The organism is Listeria cossartiae subsp. cossartiae, from assembly GCF_014224155.1.
Lineage (GTDB): Bacteria > Bacillota > Bacilli > Lactobacillales > Listeriaceae > Listeria > Listeria cossartiae.
Genome location: NZ_JAASUI010000001.1, coordinates 887,582 through 901,958 on the forward strand (window position 1 = coordinate 887,582; position 14,377 = coordinate 901,958).

General features: G+C 40.2%; 12 protein-coding genes and 1 riboswitch. All 12 genes read left to right on the forward strand.

The features are described from left to right. Positions 1 to 3: 3 nt before the first annotated feature. The 12 genes from HCJ30_RS04600 (at position 4) to eutC (ending at position 14,359) form a co-directional block, all read left to right on the forward strand. A complete protein-coding gene (locus HCJ30_RS04600) occupies positions 4 to 1,413 on the forward strand; it encodes an aldehyde dehydrogenase family protein (RefSeq protein WP_185391152.1) in 1,410 nt (469 codons plus the stop codon). Between the two features lie 15 nt (positions 1,414 to 1,428). After that, positions 1,429 to 2,547, forward strand: coding sequence for a 1-propanol dehydrogenase PduQ (locus tag HCJ30_RS04605; RefSeq protein WP_185391153.1), 1,119 nt, complete (start codon positions 1,429 to 1,431; stop codon positions 2,545 to 2,547). 27 nt (positions 2,548 to 2,574) lie between these two features. Next, positions 2,575 to 3,279 carry an MIP/aquaporin family protein gene (locus HCJ30_RS04610; RefSeq protein ID WP_003721565.1) on the forward strand — a complete coding sequence of 235 codons (705 nt, stop codon included), beginning with the start codon at positions 2,575 to 2,577 and terminating at the stop codon, positions 3,277 to 3,279. Positions 3,280 to 3,347: 68 nt separating this feature from the next. Further along, a complete protein-coding gene (locus tag HCJ30_RS04615; protein WP_185391154.1) occupies positions 3,348 to 4,541 on the forward strand; it encodes an acetate/propionate family kinase in 1,194 nt (397 codons plus the stop codon). Positions 4,542 to 4,554: 13 nt separating this feature from the next. After that, complete coding sequence (cobD, locus tag HCJ30_RS04620) at positions 4,555 to 5,640, forward strand: threonine-phosphate decarboxylase CobD (protein ID WP_185391155.1); 1,086 nt, start codon at positions 4,555 to 4,557, stop codon at positions 5,638 to 5,640. After that, the gene (locus HCJ30_RS04625; RefSeq protein ID WP_185391156.1) at positions 5,630 to 6,505 is read left to right on the forward strand and encodes a GHMP family kinase ATP-binding protein; all 876 of its coding nucleotides are present in this window, start codon (positions 5,630 to 5,632) and stop codon (positions 6,503 to 6,505) included. The genes cobD and HCJ30_RS04625 overlap by 11 nt, the downstream gene beginning before the upstream one ends. 55 nt (positions 6,506 to 6,560) lie before the next feature. Further along, positions 6,561 to 6,710, forward strand: a riboswitch (adenosylcobalamin (AdoCbl) riboswitch). Positions 6,711 to 7,095: 385 nt separating this feature from the next. Next, positions 7,096 to 8,235, forward strand: a complete 1,140-nt coding sequence (locus tag HCJ30_RS04630; protein WP_061394390.1) for a 1-propanol dehydrogenase PduQ — start codon at positions 7,096 to 7,098, stop codon at positions 8,233 to 8,235. Between the two features lie 274 nt (positions 8,236 to 8,509). Further along, positions 8,510 to 9,091, forward strand: a complete 582-nt coding sequence (locus HCJ30_RS04635; protein ID WP_185391590.1) for an ANTAR domain-containing response regulator — start codon at positions 8,510 to 8,512, stop codon at positions 9,089 to 9,091. Continuing rightward, positions 9,084 to 10,541: a GAF domain-containing sensor histidine kinase gene (locus tag HCJ30_RS04640; protein WP_185391157.1), complete on the forward strand. Its 1,458-nt coding sequence runs from the start codon at positions 9,084 to 9,086 to the stop codon at positions 10,539 to 10,541. The genes HCJ30_RS04635 and HCJ30_RS04640 overlap by 8 nt, the downstream gene beginning before the upstream one ends. 89 nt (positions 10,542 to 10,630) lie before the next feature. After that, complete coding sequence (gene eutA, locus HCJ30_RS04645) at positions 10,631 to 12,052, forward strand: ethanolamine ammonia-lyase reactivating factor EutA (RefSeq protein ID WP_185391158.1); 1,422 nt, start codon at positions 10,631 to 10,633, stop codon at positions 12,050 to 12,052. 41 nt (positions 12,053 to 12,093) lie between these two features. Next, the gene (locus HCJ30_RS04650; protein ID WP_003721574.1) at positions 12,094 to 13,458 is read left to right on the forward strand and encodes an ethanolamine ammonia-lyase subunit EutB; all 1,365 of its coding nucleotides are present in this window, start codon (positions 12,094 to 12,096) and stop codon (positions 13,456 to 13,458) included. Positions 13,459 to 13,477: 19 nt separating this feature from the next. Continuing rightward, positions 13,478 to 14,359, forward strand: coding sequence for an ethanolamine ammonia-lyase subunit EutC (gene eutC / locus HCJ30_RS04655; protein ID WP_185391159.1), 882 nt, complete (start codon positions 13,478 to 13,480; stop codon positions 14,357 to 14,359). Positions 14,360 to 14,377: the final 18 nt, after the last annotated feature.

Here is a 14,377-nt window from a genome sequence, read left to right on the forward strand (position 1 = left end):
TGTATGGAATCATTAGAACTCGAACAACTGGTGAAAAAAGTTCTTTTAGAAAAATTAGCAGAACAAAAAGATGTATCAGCAAAAACAACAACACAAGGCGCGAAAAGTGGCATTTTTGATACCGTTGATGAAGCTGTTCAAGCAGCAGTGATAGCGCAAAATAGTTTTAAAGAAAAGTCGCTGGAAGAACGCCGCAACGTTGTAAAAGCAATTCGTGAAACACTTTACCCAGAGATTGAAACCATTGCGACAAAAGCAGTGGCTGAAACTGGCATGGGTAATGTGACCGATAAAATTTTGAAAAACACATTAGCAATTGAAAAAACTCCAGGGGTAGAAGATTTATATACAGAAGTAGCTACTGGCGATAATGGTATGACACTTTATGAACTATCTCCGTATGGTGTTATTGGTGCAGTGGCGCCGAGCACGAACCCAACGGAAACATTGATTTGTAATACAATCGGCATGCTCGCAGCAGGAAATGCAGTATTTTACAGTCCACATCCTGGCGCAAAAAATATTTCTCTTTGGTTGATTGAAAAACTAAATACGATTGTTCGCGAAAGTTGCGGAATCGACAATTTAGTTGTTACGGTGGAAAAACCGTCTATTCAAGCCGCACAAGAAATGATGAACCATCCAAAAGTTCCGCTACTCGTTATTACAGGCGGCCCAGGCGTAGTTCTGCAAGCAATGCAATCCGGTAAAAAAGTCATTGGTGCCGGTGCCGGAAATCCACCATCGATTGTCGACGAAACAGCCAATATTGAAAAAGCGGCTGCTGATATCGTGGACGGCGCATCTTTCGACCATAATATTTTGTGTATCGCGGAAAAAAGCATTGTCGCAGTGGATAGCATTGCCGATTTCTTATTGTTCCAAATGGAAAAAAATGGAGCACTACATGTGACCAATCCAAGTGATATTCAAAAATTGGAAAAAGTAGCAGTGACAGATAAAGGTGTAACTAATAAAAAATTAGTCGGGAAAAGTGCATCCGAAATTTTAAAAGAAGCTGGGATAGCATGTGATTTCACGCCGCGTTTAATCATCGTGGAAACAGAAAAAACACATCCATTTGCAACGGTTGAGTTATTGATGCCGATTGTACCGCTTGTAAGAGTGCCTGATTTTGATGCTGCGCTCGAAGTGGCTATTGAGTTAGAACAAGGCTTACATCATACAGCGACAATGCATTCGCAAAACATTTCCAGATTAAACAAAGCAGCAAGAGACATGCAAACATCCATCTTCGTAAAAAATGGTCCTTCCTTTGCGGGATTAGGTTTCCGAGGTGAAGGGAGCACGACATTTACCATTGCAACGCCTACCGGGGAAGGAACAACTACAGCACGTCACTTTGCTCGCCGTCGCCGCTGCGTTCTAACAGATGGTTTTTCGATTCGTTAAAAGGAGGCAAAGTTAATGAATAGCTTTCAAATTAAGACAAAAGTAGCTTTTGGTACGAATAGTTTACAAGTGTTAAAAGAAATCAAAAATAAAAATGTCTGGATTATTTGTGACCGTTTTTTAGCGGATGGAGAGGGACTTCAAGGCTTGATTGGCCAGCTGGACGCGTCCAATAATGTGCATATTTTCACCGATGTTGTCCCAGATCCACCCATTTCCAAAGTAGCTAGCGGTGTTAGTGAAGCGGGGAAAATTCAGCCGCAAGTGATGATTGCTTTTGGCGGTGGTTCTGCGATTGACACGGCGAAAGGGATTTACTATTTCGCCAAACGTTTGGAAAAAATCAATATTAGCACCTTTATTGCGATTCCAACGACAAGTGGTACTGGCTCAGAAGTAACAGCCGCAACCGTTATCACTGATCCAACAACAAAAATTAAATATCCACTTTTCCTTGATGAACTGATTCCGGATATCGCTATTTTAGATGCGCAACTAGTTGTTACCGTGCCACCAGCGATTACGGCGAACACGGGAATGGATGTGTTAACACACGCTATTGAAGCCTATGTTTCCAAAGCCGCGAGTGATTATACCGATGCGCTAGGTGAAAAAAGTGTCCAGTTAACGCTACGTTTCTTAACGAGTTGTTACGACGATGGCCGCAATTTAGCCAACCGTGAAAAAATGCATAATGCTTCAACGATGGCTGGAATGGCGTTCAACTGCGCCAACCTCGGTTTAAATCATAGTATTGCACATCAACTCGGCGCCCAGTTCCACGTGCCGCACGGTCTAGCAAACGCAATTTTACTAGATGCAGTCATTCGTTTTAATGCCTTTAAAAATCGCGACACCGAGCAAAAATATGCGGAAATGGCGCGAATTTGTGGAATTGCATCCAGATCAGATTCGAATGAAACCGCTGTCCGCCTGCTACGTGAACGAATCGTAGCGATGATGGAACATATGCAAATGCCGCGCACGTTAACAGACGCTGGCGTAGCAAAAGAAAAAGTCTATGCAAAAATGGACGAAATTGCAACAAATGCACTAAAAGACGCTTGCTTGCCAACAAGTCCAACGACACCGACACATCAAGAACTAAAAGAGATTTTAGAACAAATTATTTAGATTTTACGTTAAAAAGGAGGATAAAATATGTCAGCATATTTGGCGGAATTTATTGGTACGATGGTTTTGATTATGTTTGGGAACGGCCTTTTAGCAGGATTAACCTTAAATAAATCATTATCACAAGGTGCAAACTGGGTAGTTGTTACATTTGGTTGGGGTTTTGCTGTAATGATTGGGATTTATGTAGCCGGAGCATATAGTGGGGCGCATTTAAACCCAGCTGTGACAATCGCTCTCGCAGTTGGAGGTTCATTCCCTTGGGCAGATGTAGTTCCTTATATTATCGCCCAAATCGCCGGAGCATTTGTCGGAGCATCGATTGTTATTTTACATTACTATCCGCATTTTAAAGCAACACCACCAGAAATTGATACACATGGTATTTTTTCTACAGGACCCGCAATTCGAAATACACCATTCAACCTAATCAGTGAAATTATCGCAACGTTTGCTTTTATTTTTGGCTTACTTATGATTGGGGCAAATAGTTTTACAGATGGTTTAAATCCACTCATTCTTGGTTTCCTCGTAGTCGCAATTGGAATGAGTTTTGGACCAACGACAGGTTATGCAATTAACCCAGCACGTGACTTAGGACCAAGACTTGCATACTTTTTACTACCTGTTCCAAATAAAAGTGGATCAGACTGGCGCTATGCTTGGATCCCAATTGTCGGGCCAATCATCGGCGGTCTACTAGCCATTGGACTTTTTAACATTCTTTTATAAAAAAACAACATGGAGTAAACAAACGATTCATTGTTTACTCCTTTAAAAATGAGAAAGGACGGAGCTATATGCAAAAAATTATGGCGATAAACGCAGGGAGTTCTTCACTGAAATTCCAAATCTTTACGATGCCAGGAGAAGAAGTCTTAGTTAAGGGCTTAATTGAAAGAATTGGATTACCAGATGCCATATTCAACATGTCCTTTCAAAATGAAAAAATCAAAGAGACTCGTGCAATTAATAATCACGGGGAAGCTGTCGAAATTTTATTAGAGCAATTAAAGGCGCATCAAGTAATTAATGATCTAAATGAAATTACAGGCGTAGGCCATCGTGTAGCTCACGGCGGGGAAGCTTTTATTGCGTCTTGTATTGTAACGGATGAAGTTGTGAAGGGGATTGAGGACGTAACAAGTCTTGCGCCACTGCACAATCCAGCGAATGTGATTGGTATTAAAACATTCCGTGAACTATTGCCGGATGCCTTATCTGTTGCGGTATTTGATACAGCTTTCCACCAAACGATTCCAGAAGAAAACTTTTTATATGCGCTTCCTTATGAACTTTACGAAAAACATCATATTCGAAAATACGGTTTTCATGGAACGAGTCATAAATATGTTGCCGGAAAAGCGGCAGAAGTTCTGGAAAAACCTTTAGAAAAATTAAAAATTATTTCTTGTCATCTAGGTAATGGAGCGAGTGTTTGTGCGATTGAAGCTGGGAAATCAGTGAATACTTCGATGGGCTTTACGCCAAATGCTGGCTTGATGATGGGAACACGTTCTGGTACAATTGACGCGACAATCATCCCGTATTTAGTTGATGAATTAGGCTATAGCTTGGATGAAGTAACGCAGATGATGTCTAGTGAATCAGGCGTTTTAGGTGTATCGGGTATTTCCAGTGATTTTAGAGATATTGAAATCGCTGCAGAAGAAGGAAATTCACGTGCACTATTAACCCTTCGAATGTTCACTGGTCAAATTTGCAATTACATCGGTGCTTATGCCTCCGCAATGAACGGCTGTGATGCGTTGTTATTTACAGCTGGTGTAGGCGAAAATTCTCCATTAATCCGCCAAATGGTCACAGAACAACTTAGTTACCTTGGTGTAACGTGCAATGTGACAAAAAATAATGCGGGTGATATGATAATTAGCGATGATAACGAAGCAGTCAAAGTGTGTATTATTCCAACGAATGAAGAACTAATGATTGCTCGGGATGTACAAAAGTACGCAAAACAAACGATAAGTTAAGGAGCGATTTGATGTGAAAATAACGACGGCTTCTCACGGTGGCAACTATAACGAACTAGCGAAAGAACATGGACTGACAAAAGAAATGGTACTCGATTTTAGTGCGAATATTAATCCACTCGGAGTCCCAGCTAGTTTGAAACAAACGATAACAGCAAATTTGGATCAACTGGTGGAATATCCAGAACCAGATTACTTGGCGCTCCGTGCGCGAATTGCCTCGTTTCATCAACTCGACCTAGCGAATGTTATCCCTGGAAACGGGGCGACAGAACTAATTTTCGGAATGGCAAAAGTAACTAAGGCGCAAAAAGTTCTCTTACTTGCGCCTACTTTTGCGGAATACGAACGTGCTTTTTTTGGCGCGGAAATTGTTTATGCGGAATTATTGAGCGAAACCAATTTTGCTGCAGCGGAAATCGTACTAGCAACACTCGAACGAGAAATGGATATTGACGCTGTTTGTTTATGCAATCCGAACAATCCAACAGGTCAACTTATCTCACAGCAAGATATGGTGCAAATTGCTAATTTATGTGAAAAACGAAACATATATTTAATTATCGATGAGGCGTTTATGGACTTTTTAGAAGAAAATGAAACAATCTCGATGATCAACTATTTAGAAAGATTTCCACATTTGGCTATCATTCGTGCCTTTACGAAATTTTTCGCGATTCCCGGACTTCGACTAGGTTACTTACTAACAAAAAATGATTTATTAGCCGAAGCGTTGTTGCAAATACGCGAACCGTGGTCTATCAATACATTTGCTGATTTAGCAGGGCAGATTTTATTGGATGATACCGATTATATTAACCAAACATACAGCTGGCTTTCCGCCGAACGCGAATTTCTTTTCGAAGGTCTAACTCAATTTTCAGAACTTACAGTGTATCGACCAAGCGTAAACTACATATTTTTCCACCTTGAAAAACCGCTCGACTTACGAAAAGAATTGCTGTTAAAAGGGATTTTTATTCGAAGTTGCGCAAATTACCGCGGACTATCTGAAAACTATTACCGAGTTGCGGTGAAAAGTAGGAACGATAACCGCCAACTGTTGTCTGCGCTTGAGGTGATTTTTAGTGGAAATTAAAGCAACTTGCCCGGCTTCATGCGGCGAACTGTTGCAAGGCTGGATTGCGGGCGGCGAAAAGCTGATTTCATATCCAATTAACTGGTATTCCGAAGTAACTTTGTCTGATAAATTAGAACTAGCTAGCTCCGGACATACAAAAGCATGGCTCGCATTCGATTTAACGTGCGAGTATTTTGGTGTGACAACAAGCGAGCGCCCACCTGTTTCACTTCAAGTCAAATCCACTATCCCGGTCGCGAAAGGGATGGCAAGCTCCACCGCGGATATCGCTGCAACCATCGGCGCGACCGCAAAATGGCTCGAGCAACCAATAACCGAATCCGAAATCGCCAAGCTTTGTCTACAACTAGAACCAACGGATAGCACCATTTTTCCAGCGCTAACCCTATTTGATCACTTAAAAGGGGACGTAATCCAAAGCTCCAACTGGATGCCAAAACTCGGTGTCGTTGTGCTAGAACCACTTACCATCTTAGAAACAGCGACATACCGCCAAAATGACCACCAAGAACAATTACTCAAAAACGAATCCCAACTAGCAAAAGGATTACAGTTTTTTAAGCAAGCGGTCGCGCAAAAATCCATCCGCTTACTTGGCCAAGCTGCATCCATCAGCGCAGCGTGCAACCAAACTATTTTACCAAAACCATTTTGGAATGAATTAGTGGAAGTGGCGGAAAAACTCGATCTAGTAGGGCTAAATGTTTCGCATAGTGGGACAGTTGTCGGTTTGCTTTATGATTTGGAAAAGACGGATCCACTCGAAATTTTATTTGAATTAGAACGGCGCTACGTCACCACTTTTTATAGCAGATATTACTTTCGCGAGTTAGTAAATGGCGGGGTACGAATTATTTTTTAGAGCAAATTCTTCTTGCAAGCGGTCTATTTTATGCTATAATAACGGTGATAAACGAATTCGTTCATACAAACAGTTAGATACTGGAAGTCTGGTGAAAATCCAGCACGGTCCCGCCACTGTAAGGAGTTAGACACTCTAAGTCAGGTCTTTTATCTAATTGTTTTAACTGGTTATACTGCTTCGAGGCAAAGCACGTATAATTCTTGGTTCCAGTGTAGTTGTCTCACTGGGGCTTTTTTATTTGTTTTTTAAAGCAAATAAGCCCACTATAAATGGTTTGGTGCCGAGAAGCTGAACGAGCTACGTTTTATCAAGCACCATACGCACAAAGATGTGCACCGCTTCGTTTTATGGTGGGCAATGATCTTTTCAACGACGAAAAGAGTGATACAAGGAATGTATCTTCATTGCCTATTTACAAAAAAAGATTTGACATTTCCACGTGTTTGGTTTTTAATAAAGTGGACAAATAAAATATTTTACGGTACAAAGGCGTACTGTTTACTTAGCAAAGAAGCTTTGAGTTGGAAGAGAAAATTTCTCTACTCAAAGCTTCTTTTTTTATTTTAAAAAAACTAGGAGGTAATCTCATGCAAAAAGTTAGTTTTAAAACAGACCTATACATTGGCCAAGGAGCAACAGATCGTTTACTCGATTTTAAAGACAAACAAATCTTTATCGTAACAGACCCGTTTATGGTTAGTTCCGGAATGATTAATGCGATTACAGACAAAATTGATCCATCGAATACATATACAATTTTTAGCGAAATTATTCCAGATCCGCCGATTGAAAACGTCGTAGCAGGAATCGAAGTTTTAAATGAATGTGATGCAAACTTAATGATTGCTATCGGTGGTGGTTCTGCGATTGATGCGGCGAAAGCAATGAAATTCTTCGGTCAAAAACTTGGTACGGTACGCGCGATGCCTTTCATCGTTATCCCGACAACAAGTGGAACTGGCTCTGAAGTGACTAGTTTCTCTGTTATTACAAACAAAGAAAAAGCGATTAAATATCCACTTATTACAGATGCTATTTTGCCTGATGAAGCGATTTTAGATGCGGACTTAGTAAAATCTGTACCGCCAGCAATCACAGCAGACACTGGTATGGACGTGTTAACACATGCGCTTGAAGCATACGTGTCCACGAAAGCCAACGATTACTCAGACGCAATGGCAGAAAAAGTAATCCAATTAGTATTTACTTACTTAGAACGTGCTTATAAAGACGGAAATGACCTTGAAGCGCGTGAAAAAATGCATAATGCGTCTTGTCTAGCGGGAATGGCATTTAACATTACCTCTCTTGGCTTAAATCATGGTATCGCTCATACAGCAGGAGCTAAATTTAAAATTCCGCATGGCCGTATGAACACATTACTATTACCGCACGTAATTAGTTATAACGCTGGAATTACAAGTGATTTCGGTAACAATCCAGACAACCGTGCAGCAGAACGTTACACAGCAATTGCAAAATTACTAAAAATGCCAGCATCCAATACACGTCTTGGTGTTCGTAGCTTGATTAATGCAATTAAACAACTTCAAAAGAAACTCAATATGCCAACAACCTTGTCAGAATGTGGTGTTAGCCGCACAGATTTAAATGAAAATATCGCTCAAATCGCAGAAGGCGCGCTAAACGATGGATGTACTGCAACAAATCCTCGAACACCGACTGAAACGGATGTTAGTGCTATTCTCGAAAAAATGCTGGCATAAAAGTTATTTATTTCACAACTGGAATCAAATAACCTATTGACATCGTTTTCATGCTACTTTATAATAGAACCGAGCACAAAGACGTGTGGAATTATAAATATAGCAGAGCAACGGGGCTCCCTCAAAAATATTGCACAATATTTTTAAGGGGCTCTTTCTATTTTCTTGGAGGAATTTTTCTCTAGCTCTTTAACTCTTTCGCTCAAGTAAATGCTTCTATAGAATGATTTTGTCCTTTATTGTGACGAATCAATCAATAGCAGAAGAAGAGGACGTGACAGAAATGAATGGAAGAATTGTAATAGCCGATGATGAACCTATTACAAGAATGGATATCCGAGACATCTTGGAAGAAGCGAACTACAATGTTGTAGGGGAAGCGACAGATGGTTTTGAAGCAATTGAGCTTTGTAAAACACATCAACCAGATCTTGTTATTATGGACATTCAAATGCCACTCTTAGACGGCTTAAAAGCAGGGAAACGAATTATTTCAGATGGCCTTGCTGGCGGAATTATTTTACTTACTGCATTTAGTGATCAAAAAAACACCGAGAAAGCAAAAGGATTCGGAGCACTAGGCTATTTAGTCAAGCCACTTGATGAAAAAAGTTTGATCCCAACGGTTGAAATGAGTATTGCCAAAGGGCGAGAAACAAGGAAATTAGAACAACAATTAGAAAAGCTCACCAAAAAATTAGAAGAACGTAAAGTGATTGAAAAAGCAAAAGGTGTGCTTATGATTGAGAACAACATCACAGAAGAAGAAGCCTACAACATGATTCGTAACCTAAGTATGGACAAGCGTTGTCCAATGATGGAAATCGCAGAAACGATCGTGATGAGCGATGACTAAAACGATTCGAGAAATGTGTTTACGCTATACCGATTTGTCTGAAAATGATATCGAGGAATTGATTCATACAGCCAAATCATTGCGCGTGTCTTCGATGTATCAAGATGTCGATGTGTTTATCGATGTGTATAACAAACTTACTAGTGAAGCTCTTGTTATTCACCATACACCACCAAAAACAACCAATTCACTTTACAAAAATAAAGTAGTCGGAGAAACAGCCCTTCGCACAAACGAACCAGGTGTACTTAGAACACTGGAAACGGGTATGAATTCCAATGACTTACTTGCAAAAACACAAGAAAACGTATTAATTCGCCAAAAAGTCTATCCAATTCGCAACAAGCAGCGAGTCATTGCCGTGCTTATTCTAGAAAACGATATCAGTGCCGAAATTAAAGCGCATTTTGAAATCGACAATGAAGAAACGGCATATCGAGATGTCTCCACTACGCTTTCCGCGATGAGCAAACTAAGCGATTCTATTACCGATCAGCTAGATGACGCGATTTTGATTTTTGACCGTAAAGGTATTTTACAACAAAAAAATTGCGCGGCAGATCAGTATTACGAACGACTTGGTTACATGGAAGATATCCAAGGCATGCATTATGATAATTTATCACTCGACCAGATCATGTTTGACGCAATTATGTATCAAATCGAAACTGGAAAACAGCCAATTCAACTAAAAAAAGAAGTGGTTATTGCCGGGAATTACTTTATTATGAAGCAGATTTTCGTGAAAGAAGAAGACGAGCAGGAATGTCGTTTTATTCTTATCTTGCATGACATTACAGATATTAAGGTGAAAGAAGCAGAAATCGTTTCTAAATCAGTCGCGATTCGCGAAATTCATCATCGTGTCAAAAACAATTTGCAGTCTGTCGTTTCCTTGTTACGAATTCAAGGCCGACGTTCGACAAGTGTTGAGGCACAGAAAATCCTTAATGAAAGTGTCAGCCGAATCCTTGCTATTGCAGCAACCCATGAGCTTTTATCGAAGCAAATGGAAGATGGCATTAATCTTTACATGGTCATCGAAACAGTTGCCTACAATATTGAAAGATGTTGTACCGACTGTCCAAAAGTGGCTGTTAGAATGGATATCGACAAACGAATTTATTTGGATAGCGACCGTACTGTGGCGCTGGCGCTCGTTATGAATGAGCTACTGCAAAACTCGTATGACCATGCATTCCATCCAAATGAATCAGGCGAAATTTTACTACAAATAAAAGAAGACAAGAATTTAATCCACGCAGAAGTAACCGATAATGGGCATGGCTTCAACGTTCGCAAAGTGTCCGAAAAAAGCCTAGGACTTTCCATTGTCAAAAGTTACATCAAAGATAAATTGCGAGGCAAAGTAACGATTGAATCGAATGAACATGGAACAAAAACAATGTTTGATTTTAAATACAATTCTATCCATGCTACAAAGAAGTAGCTATGAAAAAGCGATGAAGCTTAAAGCCAAGTAACGATACTGTTATTTGTCTTTAAGCTTTTTCTTTTTGCTAGAAAGGAGTGAGGGTTTTGGCGGAAACAATTTTAAGTGTAGGGATTGACCTTGGAACGTCGACAACACAACTCATTTTATCCGAGTTAGAAATTCAAAATATGGCATCAAGCTTCACCGTACCGCGGATTGTTATTTCAGATAAGCGGATCATTTTTAGAAGTGAGATTCTATTTACACCGATTCTTGCTGATAATTTGATTGATGTAGAGGCGATTCGTGATTTTGTAACGAAAGAATATGCCAACGCAGGAATTAAAAAAGAAGAAATTGGCATGGGGGCTGTTATTATCACGGGTGAAACTGCTCGTAAAGATAATGCAAGCAACGTGCTAGAAGCCATGAGTGGTTTCGCGGGAGACTTCGTTGTTGCAACTGCTGGTCCGGATTTAGAAAGTATCATTGCCGGAAAAGGAGCAGGTGCGCATACGTACTCCAAAGACAATAACACGTCAGTTGTGAATTTGGACATTGGCGGTGGAACAACGAATTTATCGCTATTTGATCGCGGTGAACTCATTGATACAGCTTGCTTAGATATTGGTGGTCGGTTAATTAAAGTAGACCGTGAAACAAGAAAAATCACCTATATTGCTCCAAAAATTCAAGCTTTAATCGAAAAACGTGGTTATCCAATCACGCTTGGTGGAACAACTTCACCAGAAAACTTGCAGCCAGTTTTAGGCGAAATGGTCGAATTACTAAAAAACAGTGTTGCTCTTGGGGCGCCAAATGATTTTTATGAAACGATTATTACGAATAAAGGCTTGAAATTTTTAACGGAAATCGATTGTATTTCTTTTTCAGGTGGCGTTGCAGATTGTATTTCCACTGGTGCGCTAAGTGATCCATTTAGATATGGCGATATTGGTTTACTGCTAGGGAAGGCAATAGCTGAATCTAGCTTGATGACCGAAAAAAAGTATATCGAATCTGTCGAAACCATACGGGCAACCGTGGTGGGAGCCGGTTCACACACAGCTGAAATTAGCGGTAGCACCATTACTTACACCGAGAAAATTTTCCCAGTAAAAAATATTCCGATTTTGAAACTTGCCAAACAAGAAGAAGATGAAAATATGGCAGAAGTCATCAAGGAAAAACTTAGCTGGTTCAAAATAGATAATGAAATGGAACGTATTGCGCTTGCAATTGAAGGCGAAAATAGCCCAAGTTTCCAGCAAGTAACAGAGTACGCGAAAGCCATTTGCGAAGGAATGAAAGAGCCAATCGCACTTGGTCATCCGCTAATTATCATTACTTGGCACGACATGGCAAAAGCCCTCGGACAAAGCATCTTCGGGCATTTACCAGCCGGCTATCCACTCATTTGTTTGGATAGTGTCAAAGTCGATAATGGTGATTATATTGATATAGGAAAACCAGTTGCTGACGGGAAAGTGCTACCAGTAGTAGTAAAAACCTTAGTCTTTAACTGATCCACATAAATAGCTTTAATTTTGAGAGGAGGATTTATCGAATGATTTTAAAAACGAATTTATTCGGCCATACATACCAGTTCAAATCCATCACTGATGTGTTGGCAAAAGCAAACGAAGAAAAATCAGGCGATCGCTTAGCCGGAGTTGCTGCTGAATCTGCAGAAGAACGTGTAGCTGCCAAAGTGGTGCTTTCTAAAATGACGCTTGGAGATTTACGTAATAATCCGGTTGTCCCATATGAAACAGATGAGGTAACACGTATTATTCAAGACCAAGTAAACGACCGTATCCATGATTCCATCAAAAACTGGACAGTGGAAGAATTACGGGAATGGATTTTAGACCATAAAACAACAGATGCTGACATTAAACGTGTTGCACGCGGCCTAACATCAGAAATTATTGCTGCTGTTACTAAACTAATGTCCAACTTAGATTTAATTTATGGGGCGAAAAAAATCCGTGTAATCGCACATGCGAACACAACAATCGGTCTTCCAGGAACTTTCTCCGCTAGACTACAACCAAACCATCCAACAGATGATCCTGATGGTATCCTTGCTTCACTAATGGAAGGATTAACTTACGGGATTGGGGATGCGGTAATCGGACTTAACCCAGTAGATGATTCTACTGATAGCGTAGTTCGCCTACTTAATAAATTTGAAGAATTCCGCAGTAAATGGGATGTGCCAACACAAACTTGTGTACTTGCACATGTGAAGACTCAAATGGAAGCAATGCGTCGCGGCGCTCCAACTGGTCTTGTATTCCAATCTATCGCAGGTTCTGAAAAAGGTAATACAGCTTTCGGTTTTGACGGAGCAACTATTGAAGAAGCTAGACAATTAGCCCTTCAAAGTGGTGCTGCAACTGGACCAAACGTAATGTACTTTGAAACAGGACAAGGTTCTGAACTTTCCTCTGACGCTCATTTCGGCGTAGACCAAGTAACAATGGAAGCTCGTTGTTATGGATTCGCGAAGAAATTTGATCCATTCCTAGTAAATACAGTAGTTGGATTTATCGGACCTGAGTATCTATATGATTCCAAACAAGTAATCCGCGCCGGCCTTGAAGATCACTTCATGGGTAAATTAACTGGTATTTCTATGGGTTGTGACGTATGTTACACAAACCACATGAAAGCCGACCAAAACGACGTAGAAAACTTATCCGTACTTCTAACAGCAGCAGGATGTAACTTTATCATGGGTATTCCTCATGGTGATGACGTTATGCTTAACTACCAAACAACTGGTTACCACGAAACAGCCACTTTACGTGAATTATTTGGCCTAAAACCAATTAAAGAATTTGATCAGTGGATGGAAAAAATGGGATTCAGCGAAAATGGTAAATTAACTAGCCGTGCTGGAGATGCATCTATTTTCCTAAAATAAGGAAGGGAGGAACTAAGCGATGAACGAACAAGAATTAAAACAAATGATTGAAGGCATTTTAACAGAAATGTCCGGTGGTAAAACAACTGATACAGTAGCAGCTGCACCAACTAAATCTGTAGTTGAAACAGTTGTAACAGAAGGTAGCATCCCGGATATTACTGAAGTAGATATCAAAAAACAATTACTAGTACCAGAACCAGCTGATCGTGAAGGTTATTTGAAAATGAAACAAATGACACCTGCTCGACTTGGTTTATGGCGTGCTGGTCCACGTTACAAAACAGAAACAACTCTTCGTTTCCGTGCGGACCATGCAGTAGCACAAGATTCCGTTTTCTCTTACGTTTCTGAGGATTTAGTAAAAGAAATGAACTTTATCCCAGTAAACACTAAATGTCATGATAAAGATGAGTACTTAACTCGCCCAGACTTAGGTCGTGAATTTGACAATGAAATGGTAGAAGTGATTCGTGCGAATACTACGAAAAACGCTAAACTACAAATCGTTGTCGGTGACGGACTTAGCTCAGCGGCAATTGAAGCGAACATCAAAGACATCTTACCATCCATTAAACAAGGTTTGAAAATGTATAACTTGGATTTTGATAACATTATTTTCGTTAAACATTGTCGTGTACCTTCCATGGACCAAATCGGTGAAATCACTGGCGCTGACGTAGTTTGCTTACTTGTAGGTGAACGTCCAGGTCTAGTAACAGCTGAATCCATGAGTGCATACATTGCTTACAAACCAACAATTGGTATGCCAGAAGCTCGTCGTACCGTTATTTCTAACATTCATAGCGGCGGAACTCCACCAGTTGAAGCAGGCGCATATATTGCTGAATTAATTCACAATATGCTTGAGAAAAAATGTTCTGGTATCGATTTAAAATAAGCTAGTTAGAGGAGGAAA